The 21,661-nt window shown below is 74.9% G+C and carries 17 protein-coding genes, 1 other RNA gene and 1 pseudogene; 9 read left to right on the top strand and 10 right to left on the bottom strand.

Annotated features, from left to right (window positions below):
- Window positions 1-163 precede the first annotated feature (163 nt).
- Window positions 164-1,033 (top strand): dimethylargininase, encoded by an 870-nt coding sequence (gene ddaH / locus GCU69_RS23360; RefSeq protein ID WP_408055839.1) that lies wholly within the window; start codon window positions 164-166, stop codon window positions 1,031-1,033.
- Window positions 1,034-1,277: 244 nt separating this feature from the next.
- Here the strand turns inward: ddaH and GCU69_RS23355 are convergent, their stop codons facing one another.
- The 3 genes from GCU69_RS23355 to GCU69_RS23345 form a co-directional block, all read right to left on the bottom strand.
- Window positions 1,278-2,441: a small ribosomal subunit Rsm22 family protein gene (locus GCU69_RS23355; protein WP_156207088.1), complete on the bottom strand. Its 1,164-nt coding sequence runs from the start codon at window positions 2,439-2,441 to the stop codon at window positions 1,278-1,280.
- 493 nt (window positions 2,442-2,934) lie between these two features.
- Window positions 2,935-4,122: a serine hydrolase domain-containing protein gene (locus GCU69_RS23350; RefSeq protein ID WP_235978656.1), complete on the bottom strand. Its 1,188-nt coding sequence runs from the start codon at window positions 4,120-4,122 to the stop codon at window positions 2,935-2,937.
- Complete coding sequence (locus tag GCU69_RS23345; protein ID WP_176604631.1) at window positions 4,119-5,522, bottom strand: multidrug effflux MFS transporter; 1,404 nt, start codon at window positions 5,520-5,522, stop codon at window positions 4,119-4,121. Before GCU69_RS23345 ends, GCU69_RS23350 begins: the two co-directional genes overlap by 4 nt.
- Window positions 5,523-5,601: 79 nt before the next feature.
- Between GCU69_RS23345 and GCU69_RS23340 the strand changes: the two genes are divergently transcribed.
- Entirely contained in the window at window positions 5,602-6,585 is a 984-nt protein-coding gene (locus tag GCU69_RS23340) for a Gfo/Idh/MocA family protein (RefSeq protein ID WP_156207086.1), read from the top strand.
- A gap of 88 nt (window positions 6,586-6,673) precedes the next feature.
- Here the strand turns inward: GCU69_RS23340 and GCU69_RS23335 are convergent, their stop codons facing one another.
- Both GCU69_RS23335 and GCU69_RS23330 read right to left on the bottom strand, forming a co-directional pair.
- Window positions 6,674-8,299 (bottom strand): alkaline phosphatase D family protein, encoded by a 1,626-nt coding sequence (locus GCU69_RS23335; protein WP_156207085.1) that lies wholly within the window; start codon window positions 8,297-8,299, stop codon window positions 6,674-6,676.
- 815 nt (window positions 8,300-9,114) lie between these two features.
- A complete protein-coding gene (locus GCU69_RS23330) occupies window positions 9,115-9,678 on the bottom strand; it encodes an NAD(P)H-dependent oxidoreductase (protein ID WP_098750397.1) in 564 nt (187 codons plus the stop codon).
- A gap of 127 nt (window positions 9,679-9,805) precedes the next feature.
- Here GCU69_RS23330 and GCU69_RS23325 point away from each other — a divergent pair, with 127 nt between their 5' ends.
- A complete protein-coding gene (locus GCU69_RS23325) occupies window positions 9,806-10,480 on the top strand; it encodes a TetR/AcrR family transcriptional regulator (protein ID WP_098750396.1) in 675 nt (224 codons plus the stop codon).
- Window positions 10,481-10,566: 86 nt separating this feature from the next.
- On the opposite strand, the gene rnpB is transcribed toward GCU69_RS23325, so the two are convergent.
- Window positions 10,567-10,965, bottom strand: an RNA gene (gene rnpB / locus GCU69_RS23320) — RNase P RNA component class A.
- Window positions 10,966-11,388: 423 nt separating this feature from the next.
- On the opposite strand from rnpB, the gene GCU69_RS23315 reads away from it, so the two are divergent.
- The gene (locus GCU69_RS23315; RefSeq protein ID WP_098750395.1) at window positions 11,389-12,459 is read left to right on the top strand and encodes a sigma-70 family RNA polymerase sigma factor; all 1,071 of its coding nucleotides are present in this window, start codon (window positions 11,389-11,391) and stop codon (window positions 12,457-12,459) included.
- A 27-nt stretch (window positions 12,460-12,486) separates the two neighbouring features.
- Here the strand turns inward: GCU69_RS23315 and GCU69_RS34005 are convergent.
- Window positions 12,487-12,813 (bottom strand): annotated as a pseudogene (locus GCU69_RS34005) (STAS domain-containing protein); the annotation flags it as partial.
- Between the two features lie 650 nt (window positions 12,814-13,463).
- Between GCU69_RS34005 and GCU69_RS34830 the strand changes: the two are divergent.
- From GCU69_RS34830 to eda, 5 genes are all read left to right on the top strand, one after another.
- Window positions 13,464-14,465, top strand: coding sequence for a MerR family transcriptional regulator (locus GCU69_RS34830; RefSeq protein ID WP_156207083.1), 1,002 nt, complete (start codon window positions 13,464-13,466; stop codon window positions 14,463-14,465).
- 532 nt (window positions 14,466-14,997) lie between these two features.
- Complete coding sequence (locus tag GCU69_RS23300) at window positions 14,998-15,882, top strand: hypothetical protein (RefSeq protein ID WP_156207082.1); 885 nt, start codon at window positions 14,998-15,000, stop codon at window positions 15,880-15,882.
- 70 nt (window positions 15,883-15,952) lie between these two features.
- Entirely contained in the window at window positions 15,953-16,222 is a 270-nt protein-coding gene (locus tag GCU69_RS23295; protein ID WP_098751281.1) for a hypothetical protein, read from the top strand.
- A gap of 260 nt (window positions 16,223-16,482) precedes the next feature.
- The gene (gene yaaA / locus GCU69_RS23290; RefSeq protein ID WP_156207081.1) at window positions 16,483-17,283 is read left to right on the top strand and encodes a peroxide stress protein YaaA; all 801 of its coding nucleotides are present in this window, start codon (window positions 16,483-16,485) and stop codon (window positions 17,281-17,283) included.
- A gap of 680 nt (window positions 17,284-17,963) precedes the next feature.
- On the top strand, window positions 17,964-18,581 hold the full coding sequence (gene eda / locus GCU69_RS23285) for a bifunctional 4-hydroxy-2-oxoglutarate aldolase/2-dehydro-3-deoxy-phosphogluconate aldolase (RefSeq protein WP_098751670.1): 618 nt from the start codon (window positions 17,964-17,966) through the stop codon (window positions 18,579-18,581).
- A gap of 135 nt (window positions 18,582-18,716) precedes the next feature.
- Here eda and GCU69_RS23280 read toward each other — a convergent pair whose 3' ends face one another.
- Genes GCU69_RS23280 through GCU69_RS23270 form a run of 3 tightly spaced genes read right to left on the bottom strand, consistent with a single transcriptional unit; the run spans window position 18,717 to window position 21,605 of the window.
- Window positions 18,717-19,946 (bottom strand): bifunctional RNase H/acid phosphatase, encoded by a 1,230-nt coding sequence (locus tag GCU69_RS23280; RefSeq protein WP_098751671.1) that lies wholly within the window; start codon window positions 19,944-19,946, stop codon window positions 18,717-18,719.
- A gap of 4 nt (window positions 19,947-19,950) precedes the next feature.
- Complete coding sequence (locus GCU69_RS23275; protein WP_180268737.1) at window positions 19,951-20,694, bottom strand: zinc ribbon domain-containing protein; 744 nt, start codon at window positions 20,692-20,694, stop codon at window positions 19,951-19,953.
- Window positions 20,691-21,605 carry a Nif3-like dinuclear metal center hexameric protein gene (locus tag GCU69_RS23270; RefSeq protein ID WP_156207080.1) on the bottom strand — a complete coding sequence of 305 codons (915 nt, stop codon included), beginning with the start codon at window positions 21,603-21,605 and terminating at the stop codon, window positions 20,691-20,693. Before GCU69_RS23270 ends, GCU69_RS23275 begins: the two co-directional genes overlap by 4 nt.
- Between the last annotated feature and the right edge of the window lie 56 nt (window positions 21,606-21,661).

The raw sequence follows: 21,661 nt of genomic DNA, 5'->3' as shown, positions 1-21,661 counted from the left end.
TGGCTACGGAAGCCGGAAGCCGGGTGCCGGGTGCCGTCCGGAGCTGTCTTCGGCACTTCGGGTCGTACACCACAGGATGTTCGGACCAGACGCGAACCACCCGTACGGTTCATGCGGAAAAGGTGCCCGGGGAGGACGATCTGAAGGCGCAGGCATCACGCGTATGCGCGCCTCGGAATCCCACCACCGTGAGGAGCCTCCCTTGCGCTCTGCCCGCTCCGCCGTCACCGCCGGCACACCTCGCCGGTATTTGATGTGCCCCCCGGCGCACTTCCGGGTGACCTACTCCATCAACCCGTGGATGGACCCCTCGAAACCGGTCGACTTGCCGCTGGCCCTCGCGCAGTGGGAGGACCTGCGCGACCGCTATCTGTCCCTCGGCCACACGGTCGAGGTCCTCGAACCCCGGCCGGACCTGCCCGACATGGTCTACGCGGCGAACGGCGCGACCGTCGTCGGCGGCCGGGTCCTCGGCGCCCGGTTCGCCCACGCCGAGCGCGCCCCCGAGGCCTCCGCGCACCGCGAGTGGTTCCGGGCACACGGCTTCACCGACGTCCGCGAACCGGAACACGTCAACGAGGGCGAGGGCGACTTCGCCGTCACCGACTCCTGGCTGCTGGCCGGGCGCGGGTTCCGCAGCAGCCCGCTGTCCCACCCGGAGGCACAGGAGTTCTTCGGCCGCCCGGTCATCGGGCTCGACCTCGTCGACCCGCGCTACTACCACCTGGACACGGCCCTGGCCGTGCTGGGCGGCGACCAGGTCATGTACTACCCCGGGGCCTTCTCCCCCGGCAGCCGCGCCGTGCTGGCCCGGCTGTTCCCGGACGCCCTGGTCGCCGGGGAGGAGGACGCGCTGGCGCTCGGCCTGAACGCCGTGTCCGACGGGCACCACGTACTGCTGCCGCAGGCCGCGGTGGGCCTCTTCGGCCCGCTGCGCGAACGCGGTTACGAACCGGTCGGCCTCGATCTCTCGGAACTGCTCAAGGGCGGCGGCAGCGTCAAGTGCTGCACGCTGGAAATCCGCCCGGACTGACACGCACGGGCCCCGCGAGGGCCCCGGGTGTAAGGGGCGCACGCCGGGATGGCCGCCCCTTACACCCGGCACCGCACGCACCCGGCCCCGCACGCGCCCGGGGCCTCCACCGACGCTTCCGTGCCTCGCCGAGACTCCGTCCTCGCCCGACTGCCGTCCTCGCCCGACTGCCGTCCCTCGCCCGGCTGCCGTCCCTCGCCCGGCTGCCGTCCCCAGCCCGGCTGCCGTGACCGCGCTTCCGCGCCTACGGCTCTTCCCGCCCGGGCGGCGGCCAGACCGCGCCCCAGTCGGTGTCCCGGGCCTGCCGGTAGCGCGCGCCGTGCCGCTTCGTCACCGTCTCCCGGCGCAGCGCCCCCTCGGGCGTGCACAGGTCCAGCAGCACCTGGCCCTTCCGCAGCTGCGGCCGGCGCACCACGCGCGCGCCCCCGGCCCCCTGCGCGCCCGGGCCTCCGGCCGTCCCGGTGTCCGCCGGGTCCGCGCCCGCCGCGCCGCTCGCCGTGACACCGCCGGACTCGGGGCCCCGGCCGTCCCCCGTGGCCCGGCCGGGCTCGGCAGCCCCGCCGGGCTCCGCCGCCGGGAGCCGGGTGGCCACCACATAGCTGAACTTCTCGTCCTCGTACGGCAGCGAGCCGCCCTTGACCTGCCGGTGCAGCGAGGACCGGCCCACCCGGGCCGCGAAGTGGCACCAGTCCCGGCCCGGCTCGATCGGGCAGCGGCCGCTGTGCGGGCAGGGCGCGGCGGTGCGCAGCCCGGCCTCCGTGAGCCGGTCCCGCGCCTGCCGGATCCGGAGGTAGCCCTCCGGGGTGCCCGGCTCGACGAGCACCACGACCTGCCCGGCGCGGGCCGCCTCCTCGACCACCGCCGCGCGGTCGGCCCCGGTCAGTTCGCCCAGCACGTACGACACGGTGACCAGGTCGGTGCCGGGCAGCCGCAGTCCGTCGCCGATCACCGCGCGCCGCCATTCCGCCTCGCGGAGCGCGGCCGTCGTCCCGGACTTCCCCGCCAGCTCGGCGCCCAGGGCGAGGGCGGGCTCGGCCCAGTCCAGCACCGTCGTCCGGTACCGGCCGCCGGGCCAGCCCGCCGCGACGGCCCAGGTGGCCGCCCCGGTACCGCCGCCGATGTCCACATGGCTGTCCGGCGCCCAGTGCGGCATCGTGTCCCGGAACTCCCCGAGCGCGGCGCTCACCGCCTCGAAGGTCGCGGGCATCCGGTAGGCGGCGTACGCGGTCACGTCCGACCGGTCCCGGAGCACCGGCGCGTCGGTCGGGGTGCGGCCCCGGTAGCTGGCGATCAGCCGCTCGACGGCCTGCGCGGCCTGCCGCGACGGCAGGCCGTCGAGCAGTTCCGCGAGCCCGGCTCGCAGACCGTCACCGACGGCGGCGGGGGTGGGGACGGGGTGGGCGTGCATCCGACCGATTCTAGGGGCTGTCCCGCGGACCGCCGTCCCGCGCGCCGGCCCACGGCACCCGGCCCACGGCACCCGTGACGCGAACCCGGCAGAGCAGGCCCACACGGCGCCCCCGGGTCCCACGGAACCCGTCGCCGCGGAACCCAGCCCCCGCGCAAACCACAACGCCCCGGGGCGCCCGAACCACAGCGCCCCGGGCCCACGACGCCGCGGAGCCGCAGCGCCGCAGCGCCGCACACCCACGACACCGCACCGCCACGACACCGCAGCTCCACACCCCCCGCGGCCGCCACCGCACCCGGACCGCCACCGCGCCCGGGACGTCACGACACCCGACCCGCCACACCCGGGCAGCCACCTCACCCGGCCGCCACGGCACCCGACCCGCCACCACACCAGGGCCCGGTCCACCCCGAACCAGTCCACCCCGAAGCCCGCCTCACCGAAGCCCGCCCCGAAGCCCGCCTCACCGAAGCCCGCCCCGAAGCCCGCCTCACCGCCCCCGGCCCCGGCCCCGGCCGCCCGGTGTCCGCCGCCCCGCCCCGGCGGTCCGTACGGCGCGCGCGAGACGGGTGGCCGCCGCCGCGCGCGGGGCGTTCGACGCGGCCTGCCGCCGGGGGTGCACGGTGTTGGCGAGCAGCACCAGGAACGTGTCGGTGGCCCGGTCCAGGACGAGGCTGGTGCCGGTGAACCCGGTGTGGCCCGCCGCCCCGTGCCCCGCCAGCTCCCCCATGAAGGACGGCTGGTCGGTCAGGAAGCCGAGGCCGGGCGGCGCGAGCAGGGCGTTCACGGAGGCGGGCGCGAGGATGCGCGCCGTTCCGTATCTGCCGCCGCCGAGGAGCGCCCGGCACAGCACGGCCAGGTCGCCGGCCGTGGAGAACAGTCCGGCGTGGCCGGCGATCCCGCCGAGCGCGTACGCGTTCTCGTCGTGCACGATGCCCCGCAGCATGCCCCGGTCCAGCTTCCCCCACGGCCGCCGCTGGTCCTCGGTGGCGGCGGCGGAGACGTACGGCACGGGACCGAAGCCCGTCGAGGCCATCCCGAGCGGCCGGGTTATCCCCTGCCGCACACAGGTGTCCAGGGTCTCCCCGGTGACCTGCTCCAGCACCGCCTGAAGGACGATCATGTTCAGGTCGGAGTAGCGGCGGAAGGCGCCGGGCTCGCTCAGCAGCGGCTCCCGCCAGATCATGGCGAGCCGGTCGGCGCGCCCTGGTGCCTCGTACAGAGGGAGTTCGGCCCGTAAGCCGGACGTGTGCGTGAGCAGTTGGCGTACGGTCACGGTCCCCTTGCCCGCCGCCGCGAACCGGGGGACGTACGCGGCCACGGGCCGGTCGAGGCCGAGCGCGCCCCGTTCGGCCTGCTGGACGGCCGCGACGGCGGTGAAGAGCTTGGTCAGCGAGGCGAGGTCGAACCGGGTGTCGAGACGCATCGGGACGCGGCGCGCGTACGGGAGTTCGACGCCGCGCCCGGTCTCCTCGTCGTACGAGGCGTACCGGACGGCCCACCCCGAGGCGTGCTCCACGGCGGCGAACGGCCCGCGCCCGGCGACCACGACGGCCCCGGAGCACCACGGCCGGTCACCGCCGGACAGCCGGCGCACCTCGTCCTCGAGGCCGCGCAGTTCGTCCCCGTCCAGCCCGGCCTGTTCGGGCGTGCCCGGGCGGAGTCTGGCGCTGCTCAGTTCTCCGCTCCCTCCGGTCTCGCCGCGAGCGGGGCCGACTGCGCGACCGCCGCCGACGCGGCTCCGGCCGGAGTGCCCCGGCCCCTCCGGCGCCGCCACGGCCGGCACAGCCCGAGGAAGCAGCCCAGGGCGACCAGGGCGGACACGAGCTGGACGACGGCCATCGGCACGGCCGTGTCCTCGCCCGCGACGCCGACCAGCGGGGAGGCGATCGCACCGGCGAGGAAGGTGCTGGTGCCGAGCAGCGCGGACGCCGAGCCGGCGGCGTGCCGGGTGCGCATCAGGGCCTGGGCGTTGGTGTTGGGCATCGCGAAGCCCATGGCGGACATCAGGACGAACAGCGCGGCCGACACCGGGACCAGCCCGGCGTGCCCGAACACCCCGGTGGCCATGAGCAGCAGTGCGGTCGCCGCGGCGATGACCGTCAGCAGCCCGCCCAGCAGCACCTTGTCGAGGCTGACCCGGCCGACGAGGATCTTGCCGTTGATCTGGCCGCAGGCGATGAGGCCGATCGAGTTGATGCCGAAGAGCAGGCTGAACGTCTGCGGTGAGGCCCCGTAGATCTCCTGGATGACGAACGAGGACGCGGAGACGTAGGCGAAGAGGGCGGCGAAGGCGAAGCTGCCCGCGAGCATGTAGCCGGTGAAGACCCGGTCGGCGAGGAGTCCGCGCATGGTGCGGAGGGTGTCGGGCAGGCCGCCGCCGTGCCGGTGCTCGGGCGCCAGGGTCTCGTCGAGCCGGCGCCACACGACGAGCGTGAGCAGGATGCCGATGAGCGTCAGCACGCCGAAGACACCGCGCCAGTCGGTGATCCGCAGCACCTGACCGCCGATCACCGGGGCGATGACGGGCGCCACTCCGGAGATCAGCATCAGGGTGGAGAAGAAACGTGCCATCGCGTTGCCGTCGTAGAGGTCGCGGACGACGGCCCGGGAGATCACGATGCCCGCGGCCCCGGCCAGGCCCTGGAGCAGCCGGAGGGCGATCAGGACGCCGGCGTTCGGGGCGAAGGCGCAGAGGGCGGTGGCGACGACGTAGATCACCATGCCGACGAGCAGCGGCCGGCGGCGGCCCCACCGGTCGCTCATCGGGCCGACGACGAGCTGGCCGAGCGCCATCCCGGCGAGGCAGGCGGTGAGGGTGAGTTGGGCGGTCGCGGCCGCGCTGCCCATCGACTCGGCGACGGCGGGGAGCGCCGGGAGGTACATGTCCATGGAGAGCGGCGGCACCGCGGTGAGCCCGCCGAGGATCAGCGTGACCAGCAGGCTCGTACGCCCCTGTCCGGCCCGGTCGCCGGCGGACCCCGGGTGCGGCCCGGGATTCGGGCCGGGGCGCTGCCGGACGGGCTCGGACTGCTGGACGGGCATTCGCTGCGGACTGATCGGACCGGGCTCCGGCATACGCCTCTCCATGTAGAAGTGGAATCGTTCCCTATCCTCTCAGCAACAATTCCAGGCCAAGACCAGGGCGGACACTGCGATGAACAAGGTCAAATGGGGCATTCTGGCCACGGGTGGGATCGCTTCCACCTTCACCGAACAGGTGCGTGAGATGCCGGACGCCGAAATCGTCGCCGTCGGCTCGCGCAGCACCGAGTCGGCCAAGAGATTCGCCGACCGGTTCGGCATACCCCGTGCGTACGGCAGCTGGGCCGAGCTGGCCGGGGACGACGACATCGACGTCGTGTACGTCGCGACACCGCACTCCGCGCACCGCGCCGCGGCCGGTCTCTGCCTGGAGGCGGGCCGGGCGGTGCTCTGCGAGAAGCCGTTCACGCTCAATGTGACGGAAGCCACTGAGCTGGTGGAGCTGGCCCGGGCCCGGGACCTGTTCCTGATGGAGGCGATGTGGACGTACTGCAATCCCGTGGTGCGGCACATGCTCGCGCTGATACGGGACGGGGTGGTCGGCGACATCCGGACCGTGCACGCCGACTTCGGCACCTCGGGGCCGTTCGAGGCGGGCCACCGGCTGCGCGACCCGGCACAGGGCGGCGGCGGGCTGCTCGACCTCGGTATCTACCCGGTCGCGTTCGCGCAACTGCTGCTGGGCGAACCGGACGACGTCCAGGCCCGGGCGCTGCTCACCCCGGAGGGCGTGGACGCCAACACCGGCGTCCTGCTCGGCTGGGACTCCGGGGCGCTGGGCATGCTGAGCTGTTCGATCACCGCCGACACCCCGATGACGGCCGCGGTCACCGGGACGAAGGGCCGGATCGAACTGCCCCGCGGCTTCTTCCACCCGGAGAAGTTCGTGCTGCACCGGTACGGCCGCGACCCGGAGGAGATCACCGTCGAGGGCGAGCGGAACGGCATGCAGCACGAGGCGGCCGAGGTGATGCGCTGTCTGCGGTCGGGTGAGAAGGAGTCACCGATGGTGCCGCTGGAGGGCACCCTCGCGGTGATGCGCACGCTCGACAGGATCCGCGAGCGCATCGGCGTGCGCTACCCGGGCGAGGCCTGACCCGCCGTGCCCCGTTCCGCCGGGCCCCGTTCCGCCGGGGGAGCTCCGGCGGAACGGGGCGCGGGAACCCGCGGCGCGCGCGGGCGGCTCAGACCGCCTCGAGGCCGGGCTCGCCCGAGCGGGTGACGAAGGACGCGGCCGTGCCGATCTCCGCGCCCGGGGTGGTGACGGCCGGGAGCGTGCGGAAGTCTGCGCGGGCCTGCTCCCGGTCCAGTTCGACGGTCACATAGCCGCGCCGGCCGTTGTAGAACTTCATGTGCGGGTTGGCCGTCGTGAACCGGTCCCAGTTGGCCGGCTTGTCGGCGCCGTCACCGCCGCTGGAGACGGACGTGGCGACGAACTCCGTACCGACGGTGCGGGAGTCCGGGTCGTCGAAGTCCCGCTTGATGTCGAAGGCGTAGCCGACGTGCACGTCGCCGGTGAGGACGACGAGGTTCTCCACCCCGGCGCTCTCCGCCCCGGCGAGCAGCCGCTCCCGGGAGGCCGGGTAGCCGTCCCAGGCGTCCATGCTCACGGTGTGGCCGTCGGTCTGGTCACTGGCCCGGCGGGAGAAGGTGACCTGCTGGGGAAGAACGTTCCAGCGGGCGCGGGAGGCGCGCCAGCCGTCGATCAGCCAGCGCTCCTGGGTGGCTCCGGTGATGGTGCGCGAGGGGTCCTCGGACTCCGGGCCCGGGACCTTCCAGCCGTCCCCGTACGCCTGGTTGGAGCGGTACTGGCGGGTGTCGAGGATGTCGAACCGGGCGAGCCTGCCGAACTCCAGCCGGCGGTAGAGCTTCATGTCGGCGCCGTCGGGCTGCTGCGGCTTGCGCAGCGGCTGGTTCTCCCAGTACGCCCGGTAGGCGGCGGCCCGGCGGATCAGGAACTCCTCGGGCGCCACCGAGTTCTCCGGGGTGTCGTCCGCGTAGTTGTTCTCCGTCTCGTGGTCGTCCCAGGTGACGGCGAAGGGGTGCGCGGCGTGCGCGGCGATCAGGTCCGGGTCGGACTTGTAGAGGCCGTAGCGCATCCGGTAGTCGTCGAGGGTGACCGTCTCCCGGTTGAAGTGCGCGGGGAGGGTGCCGGAGTCGTAGCCGCGGGCGCCGCCGGAGGAGTTGACGGCGTATTCGTAGAGGTAGTCGCCCAGGTGGAAGACGATGTCGAGGTCCTCCTCCGCCAGGTGCCGGAAAGCGGTGAAGTAGCCCTGGTGGTACGCCTGGCAGGAGACCGCGCCCAGCTTCAGGCGGGCGATGTCGGCGCCCGCGGCGGGCGCGGTGCGGGTACGGCCGGCCGGGCTGACCCAGTCGCCGGTCCGGAAGCGGTAGTAGTAGACGCGGTCCGGCGCGAGACCGGTGGCCTCGATGTGCACGGAGTGGTTGAACTCGGGGTGGGCGGTGGCCCGGCCGCTGCGCACGACGCGGCTGAACCGCTCGTCGTGCGCGACCTGCCAGCTCACCTCGACACGGGCCTGCGGCATTCCGCCGTCGGCGGCGTACGGCTCCGGCGCGAGCCGGGTCCACAGCACGGCCGAGCCGGGCAGCGGGTCGCCGGAGGCGACACCGAGGGTGAACGGGTCCGCGCCGACGGCCCGGCGGGCGTCCGCCATGGCGGCCTGGGCGCTGCCCGGAAGGTTGGTCGCGAAGGCGAGCGCGGCGGCGGCTCCGGTGACGGTGAGGAAACGGCGGCGGCCGAGGTGCGCGGCGGCGGCACGCAGCTCCTGCCCGTGGAACGTGGAAGTCATCTTGACCTGGCCCTCCCCTGACTGGGTGGTGTCAGGTGGCAAGTGCACCGGCAGGGGACGGCGAGGCGTTGTCGCGTGCACAACACATACGTGTCCGCTGGATGAGCTTCACGTCCGACTGGGACGTTCGGGGGCAATCCACTGCCATCCGGGGCACTCCGACGGCATACCGGAACGCCCGGGTCCGCAGGCCGGGCGGGAGGGAGCGGGGCACACAGGCCGCCGGGAGGGGTGGGGCCCGCCCCGTCGTGCGGAGGGAGGAGAAGCGACGGGGCGGGCGGGCCGCGGGGCGGGGAGCGGCGGCCCTTGGAGACGAGTGAACCGCGCGGGGAGACCGCGGCACAGGGTGTGTGCACGGGTACGTGCACGTGTGTCCTTCACACCCCGTGTGACCGCTTCACCCACACGGCGCAACACGCCGGACGGGCTCCGGGGCAGCGGCGGCACCGCCCCGGAGCCCGGGGACATGCACGGGGCCGGCCCGAGGGCCCGGCCGGGCACGGACTCGCGCGGGCCGAGCGCCGACGACCGGGCCCGCGTGGACCGGGAAAGGGATTCGCGCCCGCCCGGGGCGCGGTTGTCCGGTCCGGGGGGCCCGGGCGGACCGGACAACCGCGGCCCGGGCAGTTCGGACCGGGCAGTTCGGACCGGGCAGCCGGGCAGCCGGGCTCGAACCCGGGTGGTACGGCCGGGTCGGGCAAGGCCCAGGCGGAGCGGACAGCGGGGCCCGGGCCCGGGATCGGGTGGACCGGACAACCGGAGCCCGGGCAGTTCGGACCGGGCAGCCGGATTCGGGCCCGGGCCGTACGGCCGGGTCAGGCCTGCGCAGGCTGAGCGGTGGCGTCGGCGATCTGCCGCAGCACGACGGGAAGCTTCTCGGCGACCTCGGGGTCGTCCTTCGGGTGAACCTCACCGAAGCGGACCACGGAGCCGGGGATCGACAGCTTGACGTCCTCCAGGACGGTGCCGCCCGCGATGCCGACGGCCTTGCGGGTCGCGTCCTGCGCCCACACGCCGCCGTACTGGCCGTAGGCGGTGCCGATCGCGGCGACGGGCTTGCCGACGAACGCGCCGGAGCCCATCGGGCGGGAGTACCAGTCGATGGCGTTCTTCAGCACGGCGGGCATGGTGCCGTTGTACTCGGGCGAGAAGAGCAGGAAGGCGTCCGACCGCTCGGCGGCGGCACGGAAGTCGAGGGCGGCGGCGGGGACACTGCCCTCGACGTCGATGTCCTCGTTGTAGAAGGGAACGTCGGCGAGGCCCTCGTAGATCTCGACCTCGACGCCCTCGGGGGCGAGCGCGACGGCCGCCTCCGCGAGCTGACGGTTGTGCGAACCGGAACGAAGGCTGCCGACGAGGGCCAGGATGCGTACGGACATGGGAGACAACTCCTGCGGGGACAGAGACAACAAAGATTCGGCCCAATAAACGGACCGCGGTCCGTTAATATCTAACACAGGAACCGGACCCTGGTCCACTTAACCCGAGAAGCGTTAGGCTCGCCACATGACTCCTCCATTCCGCTCCGCTCAGCTCCCGCCGCCGGCCCCGGTGCCGGAGCGGGCCCAGGGGCTGCCCATGGCGGACGGCGGAGTCGCCACCGAGCGCGCGGACGCGGCCCGCAACCGGATGCGGCTGCTGGAGGCCGCCGCCCGGCTCGTCGCGGAGCACGGCGCGGAACACGTCACGATGGAGGCCGTCGCCTGCGCCGCCTCGGTGGGCAAGGGCACCGTCTTCCGCCGCTTCGGCGACCGCGTGGGCCTGATGTACGCCCTGCTGGACCACTCCGAGCGCGCCTTCCAGCAGGCGTTCCTGTCCGGCCCGCCGCCGCTCGGGCCGGGTGCGCCGCCCGTCGAGCGGCTGGAGGCCTTCGGCGTCGCCGCCATCCGGCACACCCTGGCCTACATGGACGTGCTCCTGGAGACGGACCAGGACGCGAACCGCCGTTACAGCCACCCGGCCCGGCTCGTGCGGGGCACCCACATCGCGGTCCTGCTGCGCGAGGCCGGGGTCACCGGCGACCTCGCGCTGCTCACCGAGAATCTGCTGGGCTGCTTCGAGCCTCCGCTGGTGAACCATCTGCGGACGGTGCGCGGGATGCCGGTGGAACGGCTGGAGGCGGGCTGGCGGGACCTGGTCGACCGGACGGTGCGCCGGGGCCCGTCCGGCTGCTGCCCGTAACGGCGGGGGCCGCCGGGGGCCCGAGGACCCGGGGGCCCGAGGACCCGGGGCCCGAAGACCCGGGGGCCCGGCCGGGGAGACAAAGGCAGGCGAGTCGAGCTGTACGCCGGATTCTGTCACCCGGTCGCCTCGCGGCGGCCGGGGAGACGGCCATCCATCTGGGACCGGCGTTGCCGCCGGCCTCGTGCGGTCCACCCGCGGACTCGGGCGGGCTGCCCTCGAACGTCCGCGCAGGAGCACCGGGGTGCTCCCTTTTGACCTTGCTCCGGGTGGGGTTTACCGAGCTGCCCAGGTCACCCTGGGCACTGGTGGTCTCTTACACCACCGTTTCACCCTTACCGGGGACCGAGGTCCCCGGCGGTCTGCTTTCTGTGGCACTTTCCCGCGGGTCGCCCCGGGTGGCCGTTAGCCACCACCCTGCCCTGTGGAGTCCGGACGTTCCTCGGCAGGACTTGCTGTCCTGACGCGGCCGTCCGCTCGGCTCGCCTGCCGTGCCGGCCATGATAGTCGACGCTTCCGGCCGGGCTCCGTGCAGGACCTTGCAGACCGGGCAGACGACGTCCCCGTACCGGCGCTGCTGACGACCACGCCGATGGTGCACGGCCGACCGGGCAGCACCGCACTGGCCTCCCGGTCCTCCCGGGCCGGCCCACCGGGTCCGCCGCCCCGCCAAGCCGGCCCGTCCGCCCGTCCGGCCCGTCCGCCGCGCCCGGCGTGCCCCGGCACCGGCGTGCCCCGGCACCGGCCGCGGGGAGCGACCGCGCCACCGGCCGCGGAACGGCCGCGGAACCACTTCTGCCTGCGCGTTCCTTCGTACGGGGCGCCGTTGTCACACCCCCGTCCTAGTGTGGGTTCCGTAGCCGGACAAGTCGGTCCCGGTGCCCAGGTTGACGAAGAGGTGAGCCTCGATGAGTGAACTCGTAGCGAGCGCGGCGGCGGGCGGCGCGGCCGCGGCCCGGGCGGAGGCCGGGACCGGCGAGCCGGATCTGGAGCACCGGCTGGAGCGGTATCGCGTGGAGCTGACCGGTTACTGCTATCGCATGCTCGGCTCCTCCTTCGACGCGGAGGACGCCGTGCAGGAGACCATGGTGCGCGCCTGGAAGAGCTACGACCGCTTCGAGGGCCGCGCCTCCATGCGGACCTGGCTCTACCGCATCGCGACCAACGTCTGCCTGGACACCCTCAAGAGCAGCGGCCGCCGCGCCCGCCCCATGGACCTCTCCTCACCGGTTTCGGCGTCCTCCCCGCTGCCCGAGCCGCTTCCGGAGTCGACCTGGGTCGAGCCCGCGCCGGACGGCCGGGTCCTGGAGTCCGGCGGCGACCCGGCGGACGTGGCGGTGGCTCGGGACAGCGTCCGGCTGGCCTTCGTCGCCGCGCTCCAGCACCTGCCGCCGCGGCAGCGGGCCGTGCTGATCCTGCGCGAGGTGCTGGCCTGGAAGGCGAGCGAGGTCGCGGAGCTGCTGGGCACCTCGGTCCCCTCGGTCAACAGCGCCCTGCAGCGGGCCCGGGCGACGCTCGCCGCGAGTTCCGGCGAGGACTCCGCCGAGACCGTCAAGCCGATGGACGAGGAGCAGCGCGAGCTGCTGGCCCGCTATGTCGACGCCTTCCAGCGCTACGACCTCGACGCCCTCACCTCGCTGCTGCACGAGGACGCGACGATGACCATGCCGCCGTACCCGCTGTGGCTCCGGGGCCACGCGGACATACGCGGCTGGCTGACGGGCCCCGGCCTGGAGTGCCGCGACTCCCGGCTGCTGCCGGTCGTGGCGAACGGCATGCCCGCCTTCGGCCAGTACCGCTCCGCCGGTGAGGGCGCCGGCTGGAAGCCGTGGGCGCTACAGGTCATCGAGATAACGGACGGCCGCATCACCGGGCTCAACTCCTTCCTCGACACCCCGCATCTCTTCCCGCTGTTCGGCCTGCCCCCGGGGATCGGCCCCGACGGCACCCCGGTCGCCGAGGAGGGAGCCGGCTCCTAGCGGCAGGACTTCCGTCAGTCCCGTCAGCTCCAGCAGGGCCCGCAGCCGGGGCCCGGCGTTCCGCAGCCCCAGCCGGTGCCCGTGGCGGCGGGCGGTGAGCTGGAGCCGGGCGAGCGTCTCGACCGTCACCAGATCGGGTTCGGCGACGGCGGCCACGTCGCACAGGACGAGCCTGTCCGGCGGTCCGTCGTGCAGCGCGCCGCGCACGCGCTCGCAGAGCCCGGGTATGTCGCCCCGGGCGTGCTGCGGCGCGAGCGTCAGCAGCAGCGGTGCCCCGGGCGGGTCCGGGGCCTCGCGGGCCGGTCGGCAGCCGTCCTGGGACGTGCGCGGCGGCGGTGCGTCGGCAGCGGGCATGGTCGGCCTCCTGTCACGGTCCTCACCGGGACAGACCGCCGGGCCGTACGAAAGTCATCGCCGGGCGCCGGTGCGCGTGGCGGATGTCGCGTGCGGGCGTGGGCGTCGCGCGTGCCGCACCCGCCATGCCCGTCGCTCGGGACACGGGCATCCCGGACCGGGGCACAGGCATGGTGCCCGGTCCGCGCCGGCACGGGCACCACGGGCCCAGCAACACCACGGGACGAACGGGGCGGCGGCCGGTCAGCCGAAGTCGTCCGTCTCCGGCTCGAAGGAGACAGGGGGCGGGAAGGGTGACGGACTTGCCGCAGGGGACGGCGGTCACCTGCCGGTGGTCGTCGCCTTCCGGGTCTCTGAACGGGGTGACGCAGCCCTTGTGGCGGTCAACCATCAGCTGGACGGGGATCTGTCCCCGGGCGTAGCGGGTGCGCTTCGCGTGGCGGTCCGGCCCGGGCCTGTCGGCGTCACCTCAACCACCATGGCCCCACCTCGCACGGCATCCACGGCTCAGCTCCACGGAACAGCCGCACAGGAGAGTTCTTCCCCCCTGGTCGGGGCACAGTCGGCCGCCGCGTTGCCGGTGGTCCGGTTCGCCATGGGGCCGGGGCGGCGCTTGACCTTGTCGCGACGTCAAGGTTTCTACTGACGGCATGCGGATCGGAGAGCTTGCCGCGCTGGTCGGGGTGTCCACCCGTACCGTGCGCCACTACCACCACCTCGGGCTGCTGCCCGAACCACGGCGGCGTGCCAACGGCTACCGGGAGTACGGGCTGCGGGACGCCGTCGAGCTGGCCCGGGTGCGCCGGCTGACCGAGCTGGGGCTCGGCCTGGACGAGGTGCGGGACGTCGTCGCGGACGACGCGGGACGCGAACTGTACGAGGTGCTGGCCGAGTTGGACGCCGACCTCGCCCGGCAGGAACGCGCCATCGGGGAGCGCAGGGAACGGCTTGCCGGACTGCTGCGGCAGGCACGGGACGGTGAGCTGCCCGCCGAGGGGCCGGTGTCGCCCGAGTTCGCCGCCGTGTTCGCCGAGATGGCCCGGGCCTCCGCCGCCCGGCCCGGCCCCGAACCCGCGATGGCCGTGAAGGAGCGCGAGCTGTTCGCCATGCTCGACGCCTCCGCCGCGCCGGAGCAGCGGGACTGGGCCCTGGCGCTGGTGCGGCACATCGCTGGTGATCCGGAAGCGGCCGCCCGGGCCTACGAGATCTACGCGCTGATGGACGAACTCGCGACGGCCCGGCCGGACGATCCACGGGTCGAGCAGGCGGTGCTGGCGATCGTGGACAGCGTCCCGGACGGGGTGCTGCGACCACTGCGGGCCGGGGGCACGACGGCACCGGCCCACGCGGAAGCCCACGGCACGGAGGACCGGTCCGGGGCCGGGCCGGGATCCGGGGCCGAAGCCGAGGTTGGGGCGGGGTCGGGGGCCGGGACCGACGCCGGGGCGGGATCCGGGGCAGCGATCGGGACCGGGCCGGGATCCGGGGCCGGAACCGGGCCGGGCCCCGCGGCCGGGACCGGTGGTGGCTGGGGTGGCGGTGCGGGGGCGGCTTTCGGGGAGGCGCTGCTCGCCGATCTGGCCCCGGCCCAGGCCGAAGTCGTACGCCGGGCGATGACCGTACTGACCGAGCGGGCAGCAGAGGAGCGATGACGGCATGACGACGACACACGGCGAAGGGCTCCACGAGCAGCCGGAAGAGACGGGGCGCGCGCACGAGCGGAAGCACTCGCGGACCACGGCGGACGGGGCGGACGGGGCGGACGGACCACGCGGAGTCGATGGACCAGACAGGACCGGTGGAGCCGGTGGACCAGGCGGGGCCCATGGACGAGGCGGGGCCCATGGACGAGGCGGGGCCGGTGGACCAGGCCATGGACCGGGCAGAGCACACGGGCCCGGCGGAGCAGACGGACCAGGCGGAGCAGACCGGCCGGGCGGGGCAGACGGGCCGGGCAGGGGCGGACCGGGCGGAGCAGGTGGAAGGGGGATTCCCGGCATGGCGGACGGGACCGGGGCGCCGGGGTCAGCGGCTGCGGCTGCCGACGGCGGCGCGGCGGTACCGGGCGCCGGGAAGCCCCGGAAGCCCGCGAAGCCCGCGATAGCCGGGACGGCCGGGACGGCCGGGAAGGCCGGGACGGCCGGGAAGGCCGGGACGGCCGGGAAGGCCGGGACGGCCGGGAAGGTGAGCAGGTGGGCGGCCGCCGTCGTGTTGCCGGCCGAGATCGCCGTCGTCGTCTGCCTGCTCGCCGGGGTTCGCGTCCCGGCCGCGGCGGTCGTGGCCGCCGAGGCCGCCGTGCTCGCCCTGCTGGCCGCCGAGGCGGTCCTGCTGGCGCGCCACTACCGCAGCGCCCGGAGCGCGGGGTACGGCCGGGGACCGGCGCTCCGCCGGGCGGCGGGGCAGCTTCTGCCGGTCGCGGTGCGGCGGCTGCTGGTGTACGAGCTGCGCGCCATGGCGGGCGTCGCCCGGTGGGTGGCCCGGCGCCCGCACGGTGTCGGCCCGGGCGACCACGGGGTGGGGTACGCACGCGGACAGGCACCGATGATCTTCCTGCTGCTGTTCGCGTCGGTCGTCGAGACGGTCGTGCTGGCGCTGGTCATTCCCTGGCCGCTGGTCGACGCGATCGTGCTGGTCCTGGATCTGTACGGAGTCCTGTTCGTGCTGGCGCTGCACGCGACCTGCGTCACGCGCCCGCACGTCGCCGGGGCCGACGGCTCGCTGCGCGTGCGCTACGGGGCCCTGTTCGACCTGCGGATACCGGCCGGGAGCATCACCTCGGTCCGGCACGAGCGCCGCTTCGCCGCCGGCCGGCTGCTGGAGACCGGTGAGGACGGCGTGCTGTCGCTGGTCGTGGACAGTCAGACATCGGTCACGGTGGAGCTGTCCCAGCCCGTCACCGCGGTGCGCCCGCTCGGCCGGCGGACTCCGCCGGTCCGGGTCGTCCGCTTCCACGCCGACGATCCGCGGACGGCCGTGGCGGCTCTCCGGGAACGGCTCGCCGACGGCGGCGCCCGGCCTCCGGAGATCCCTCCGGCACCGAGTGTTCCGCGGGACTCCGCCGTTCCGTAACATCCCGTTCCGTCCGCCGGCCACCGGGGGCGGGATGCGCCCGGTCGGCGGCGCAGGGCACCCTTGAGCCATGGAATACATTCGTCTCGAGTCCTGGATAGGCGGAGAGTGGCTGCCGGTCGACACCGTCAGCGTGACCGACGGCGAGTCGGTGTCCCTCTCCTTCCAGCCCCAGCACACCGAGTCCGGTTACCGGACGCTGATCTGGGAGCCGCTGGAGCAGTTTCTCCGGGAGTACCGGGACCGGCCGGTCGTGGTCATGCCGTTCGGCAACCATCTGCCGGTGATGTTCGGCGCGGGATCGGCCGGGCCGTTCCGGTTGCAGCGGGTGTCGGGCTGACCGGCCCGCCGGCCCGTTCCCCGGGCCTCCGCGGTGCCCCGGCGGACCACCGGGCCGTAGGCTTCGGCCCGCACCGCCGTGGCGCACCGCCGCTGCGTCCGCGCCGCCGCTGCGTCCGCCCTGCCGCGGTGCCCGTGCCATCGCCGGCGCGACCCGTGGAGCCCGCCCCGTGGTGCCCCGCCCGCGACGCCGGCGCGGCGCGCCGGCGTACCGACGTATCGCTGTACCGACGTATCGCTGTACCGCTTGAGGAGATCACCGTGCTCGTGCTGTTGCCGCCGTCCGAAGGAAAGGCCGCGGGCGGCTCCGGGGCCCCGCTGGACCTCGGTTCGCTCTCGCTGCCGGGGCTGACGGCGGCGCGGGCCGAGGTGCTGGACGAGCTGGTCACCCTGTGCCAGGGCGAGGAGGAGAAGGCCCGGGAGGTGCTCGGCCTCAGCGAGGGCCTGCGCGGCGAGATCGGCAAGAACGCCGGGCTCCGCACCGCCCCCGCCCGGCCGGCGGCCGAGATCTACACCGGGGTGCTCTACGACGCCCTCGGCCCGGCCTCGCTCGATCCGGCCGCCCGGGCCCGGGCGGAACGGCAGTTGCTGGTCTTCTCCGGGCTCTGGGGCGCGGTGCGGATCGGGGACCGGATTCCCTCGTACCGCTGTTCCATGGGTGTGCGGCTGCCGGGCGCCGGACCGCTGGGCGCGTACTGGCGCCGGTCCATGGCCGAGACGCTGCCCGAGGCCGCCGCCGGGGGCCTGGTGCTGGACCTGCGGTCGTCCGCCTACGCCGCCGCGTGGAAGCCGAAGGGCGAGGTCGCCGAGCGGACCGCGACCGTGCGGGTGCTGCACGCGCGGATGGTGGACGGGGTGGAGAAGCGGTCCGTGGTGAGCCATTTCAACAAGGCGACGAAGGGCCGGCTCGTACGGGACCTGCTGACGTCCGGCACCGAGCCCGCGGGACCGGCGGAACTGGTGGACGCGCTCCGGCAGCTCGGCCACACCGTGGAGGCCCAGGCGCCCACCCGGCCGGGCCGGGCGTGGAACCTGGACGTGGTGGTCACCGAGCTGCACTGAGGCCCGGCCTCGACGCGGGGCGGCAACCAGCGGAACAGCCGCCCCGGGTCAAGGCCGAACCGACCCCCTCTCGGGTCAAGGCCGAACCGACCGCCCCCGGGTCAAGGCCGAACCGGCTGCCCCGGGACGCCCGGAGCGCCAGGCTCCCCCAGAACACCGGACCCGCCGCCCCGCGTCGCCGGAGCGACAGCCCCTCCCCCAGAACACCGGACCCGCCGCCCCGCGTCGCCGGAGCGACAGCCCCTCCCCCAGAACACCGGATCCGCCGCCCCGGGACGCCCGGAGCGACGACCCCCCGAACGCCGGACCGGCCGGTCCCCCGGGACGCCCGCAGGCGGCATGCCTCCCGGAAACTCCATGACCGGCCGGCCCCGGGGCGCCCGAAGGCGGCGGGGCGGCAGGCCTCCCCCGGAACCCCGTGACCGGCCGGCCCCGGAAAGCCGCACCGCCGCCCCGAAGCGGGACCGCCCGGCCGATCGCGGCACCGCAGCCCGATACGGGCGGGCCAAGACAGGACGGACGGACGGGCCAAGACAGGACGGACAGGCCGTACGGACAGGGCAGATCGGACAGGCCGGGTCCCGGGCCGGGCGGGCCCGGAAAGCACCCCAGCACCGGTTGCGTTGCATGCTGCGCAATACACGTTGCGCACAGTACGTCGTCACCGGCAGGATGCTCGCATGACCTCCGTGCTCGACCTCGCGCCCGTCCTCCCCGTCGTCGTTCTGGAGGACGCCTCCGACGCCGTGCCGCTCGCCCGTGCCCTGGTCGCGGGCGGACTGCCCGCCGTCGAGGTCACGCTGCGGACGGCGGCGGCACCGGACGCGATCCGGGCGATCGCCGCCGAGGTCCCGGAGGCCGCGGTCGGCGCGGGCACCGTGCTGACCCCCGAGGACGTCCGGACCGCGGTGGACGCCGGGGCGGGCTTCCTGGTGAGCCCCGGCTGGACCGAGCGGCTGCTCGACGCGATGCGCGGATCGGGCGTGCCGTGCCTGCCCGGGGTGTCGACGACGTCGGAGGTCGTGGCCCTGCTGGAGCGGGGTGTCACGGAGATGAAGTTCTTCCCGGCCGAGGCGGCGGGCGGAGCGGCGTATCTGAAGTCGCTGGCCTCCCCGCTGCCCCGGGCGCGCTTCTGCCCCACGGGCGGCATCGGCCCGGACACCGCTCCGGCCTATCTGGCGCTGCCCAACGTCGCCTGTGTCGGCGGTTCGTGGATGCTGCCCGCGGACGCGGTACGGGACCGCGACTGGGCCCGGATCGAGCGGCTGGCCCGGGAGGCCGCCCTGCTGGGGAGCTGAGGCGGGGTTCGGCGGCCGGACGCCCGGGCCCGCGGCCGCGGCCGGCGCACGCACACCGCCGCAACCCCCCGCACGGCGCCGCCGGGCCCGTGCCGCGCGGGGTTCCGCCCCTCCGGCGCACACGCGCCGGCTGCCTCAGCGCAGGTGGCTGGTCTCGTTGAACAGCCGCAGCGAGGCGTTGCCGTCCGCGTAGTACGCGACCGCCGACAGCGACGCCGCGGAGAGCTCCATCCGGAACAGCGACTCCGGGGGCGCGCCCAGCGCCTGCCGGACCAGGATCTTGACCGGGGTGACGTGCGTGACGACCAGGACGGTGCGGCCGGAGTAGCGGGCGAGGAGCTTGTCCCGCGAGCGGGCGACCCGGCGGGTGACCTCGGCGAAGCTCTCACCGCCGCCGGTCGGCGCGGCCTCCGGCGAGGCGAGCCAGGCGTCGAGGTCGTCCGGGTAGCTGTCCCGCACCTCGGCGAAGGTCATGCCCTCCCACGCCCCGAAGTGCGTCTCCCGGATGCCCTCGTCGACGCGTACGTCGAGCCCGAGCCTGCGCGCGACCGTGTCCGCCGTCTCCCGGCAGCGGCGCAGCGGGGAGCTGACGACGGCCTGGATCGTGCCGCGCGCGGCCAGCGCCGCCGCGGTGGCCTCGGCCTGGCGGCGGCCGGCGGCCGACAGCTCCGGGTCGGTGCCGCCGCTGCCGGAGAAGCGCTTCTCGGGGGTGAGGGCGGTCTCGCCGTGCCGCAGCAGTACGAAGGTGGCGGGCGGGCCGAGGTCGGGGCCCCAGCCCGCGGCCGCGGTCTCCCCGGCGGACGGCCCGGCGGCGGTTCCCCGCAGGGCCGGCCCGGTGTCGGCGAGCCGGTCCAGTTCCTCCGGCTCCGCCGAGTCGGCGACCGCCTCCGGCCGGGGTCCGGCGGCCAGGGCCGCCGAGGACGCGCCCGGCTGCCAGCGCTCGCCGCGCCTGCCCGCGTCCATGGCCTCGTTGGCGAGCCGGTCCGCGTGCTTGTTCTTCTCCCGCGGGATCCAGCCGTACGTCACCTGCTCGGCCGGGAAGACCGTCTTCGCCTCGGCGGCCAGCGGGCGCATGTCCGGGTGCTTGATCTTCCAGCGGCCGGACATCTGCTCGACGACGAGCTTGGAGTCCATCCGGACCTGGATCTCGGCGTCCGGGTCGAGGGCGTACGCGGCGCGCAGCCCCGCGATGAGCCCCTTGTACTCGGCGACGTTGTTCGTCGCCGTGCCGATGTACTCGGCGGCCTCGGCGAGCGGCTCGCCGCTGACCGCGTCGAGGACCACCGCGCCGTAACCGGCGGGCCCCGGATTGCCCCGGGAGCCGCCGTCGGCCTCGACGACGAAACGCCGCTTCGCTCCGCTCACCGGCTCACAGCCCCGAGTCGGCCGTGCGGACGAGGATGCGGCGGCAGTTCTCGCACCGCAGGACCTCGTCGGGCGCGGCGGCCCGGACCTCGTTGACCTCGGTGATGTTGAGCTCCAGCCGGCAGCCCTCGCAGCGCCGCTGGTGGAGCCGCGCCGCGCCGACGCCGCCCTGCTGGACGCGCAGCTTCTCGTACAGCTTCAGCAGGTCCGCCGGTACGGAGGCGGCGACGACCTCGCGCTCCTTGGTGGCGGACTCGGTCTCGGCGTCGAGGTCCCGCACGGCCGCGTCCCGGCGGGCGGTGGCGTCGGCGGCCTTGGCCTGCACGGACTCGACCCGGCCGGCCAGCTCGCCGGCCCGCTCCTGGGCGGCCTCGCGGCGCTCCATGATCTCCAGGACGACGTCCTCCAGGTCGCCCTGGCGCTTGGCGAGCGAGGCGATCTCGTGCTGGAGGTTCTCCAGGTCCTTCGGGGAGGTGACGGCTCCGGAGTCGAGTCGTTTCTGGTCCCGGGCGGCGCGCTGGCGCACCTGGTCGACGTCCTGCTCCGCCTTGGTCTGCTCGCGGGCGGTGTCGCTCTCCTCGGTCCGGGCTGCGACGAGCAGGTCGCGCAGCTGCGCGAGGTCGGCCTCCAGGGTCTGGATCTCGGCGTGCTCCGGCAGCGTCGTGCGCTTGTGCGCGAGCTGCGAGAGCCGGACGTCGAGGGCCTGGACGTCGAGGAGGCGGATCTGGTCGGCTGGCTCGGCGTTCAGTTCGGGGCTCCTGGGATGTCGGTGATCGGTGTCGGGGGCGCGTCGGCGGGCCTCGTGTCGGAGGCCGCGTGGGCGGTCCACGGGTCGGTGACGGCACGGGAGACGTGGGTGCGCAGATTCCACCCGTGCCGGTCGGAGATCTCGTCGAGCTGGGCGGCGGCCTGCTCGGTCCAGGGCCACTCGGTGGCCCAGTGCGCGGCGTCGACCAGCGCCGGCACCGCCGCGTCCGCCCCGGCGGCCCGCGCCCGGGCCTGCTCGCGGGCCTCGGAGGCGGGGTGGTGCCGCAGGTCGGCGGTGAGATAGACGTCGACGCCCGCGCGGCGTACGTCGTCGAAGAGGCTGTCGCCGGACCCGCCGCACACGGCGACGGTACGGACCGTCCGGCCGGGGTCGCCCGCGACCCGGATGCCCTGCGCGGTGGCGGGCAGCGCGGCGGCGGCCCGGGCGGTGAAGCCGGCGAGCGTCTCGGGCTCGTCCAGCTCGCAGATCCGGCCGAGGCCGCGGCGTCCGGCGGGGTCGTCCGGGTCGGGCACCAGCGGGCCGGTGACCCGCAGGTCCAGCGCGCCCGCGAGGGCGTCGGAGACCCCTGGGTCGGCGCGGTCGGCGTTGGTGTGCGCGACGTGCAGCCCGATGTCGTGCTTGATCAGGGTGTGCACGACGCGTCCCTTGAAGGTGGAGGCCGCGACCGTGGTCGTCCCGCGCAGATAGAGCGGGTGGTGGGTGACGAGCAGGTCGGCGCCCAGCTCCACGGCCTCGTCGACGACCTCCCGCACCGGGTCGACGGCGAACAGCACGCGGCGCACCTCGGCGTCCGGGTCTCCGCAGACGGTGCCGACGGCGTCCCACTGCTCGGCCCGGCCGGGCGGCCACAGGGCGTCGAGCGCGGCGATGACTTCAGACTGTGCGGGCACGGGGGAAAGGCTACCCCGCACGCCGGGCGGGGGGCCCGCCCCGTCCGGCGCCCCGG

It is taken from the genome of Streptomyces lycii, from assembly GCF_009735685.1.
GTDB classification, from domain to species: Bacteria; Actinomycetota; Actinomycetes; order Streptomycetales; family Streptomycetaceae; genus Streptomyces; species Streptomyces lycii.
Note: the sequence above shows the minus strand (reverse complement) of the source record. Positions and strands in the feature narration are given on the sequence as shown.

Bases quoted from the DNA above. Each gene is read 5' to 3' on its own strand.
- GCU69_RS23325 (WP_098750396.1), top strand. From the start codon at position 9,806: ATGACTCCTCCATTCCGCTCCGCTCAGCTCCCGCCGCCGGCCCCGGTG.
- ddaH (WP_408055839.1), top strand. From the start codon at position 164: ATGCGCGCCTCGGAATCCCACCACCGTGAGGAGCCTCCCTTGCGCTCT.
- GCU69_RS34830 (WP_156207083.1), top strand. From the start codon at position 13,464: ATGCGGATCGGAGAGCTTGCCGCGCTGGTCGGGGTGTCCACCCGTACC.
- GCU69_RS23315 (WP_098750395.1), top strand. From the start codon at position 11,389: ATGAGTGAACTCGTAGCGAGCGCGGCGGCGGGCGGCGCGGCCGCGGCC.
- eda (WP_098751670.1), top strand. From the start codon at position 17,964: ATGACCTCCGTGCTCGACCTCGCGCCCGTCCTCCCCGTCGTCGTTCTG.
- GCU69_RS23345 (WP_176604631.1), bottom strand. From the start codon at position 5,522: ATGCCGGAGCCCGGTCCGATCAGTCCGCAGCGAATGCCCGTCCAGCAG.
- GCU69_RS23295 (WP_098751281.1), top strand. From the start codon at position 15,953: ATGGAATACATTCGTCTCGAGTCCTGGATAGGCGGAGAGTGGCTGCCG.
- GCU69_RS23340 (WP_156207086.1), top strand. From the start codon at position 5,602: ATGAACAAGGTCAAATGGGGCATTCTGGCCACGGGTGGGATCGCTTCC.
- GCU69_RS23355 (WP_156207088.1), bottom strand. From the start codon at position 2,441: ATGCACGCCCACCCCGTCCCCACCCCCGCCGCCGTCGGTGACGGTCTG.
- GCU69_RS23330 (WP_098750397.1), bottom strand. From the start codon at position 9,678: ATGTCCGTACGCATCCTGGCCCTCGTCGGCAGCCTTCGTTCCGGTTCG.
- GCU69_RS23335 (WP_156207085.1), bottom strand. From the start codon at position 8,299: ATGACTTCCACGTTCCACGGGCAGGAGCTGCGTGCCGCCGCCGCGCAC.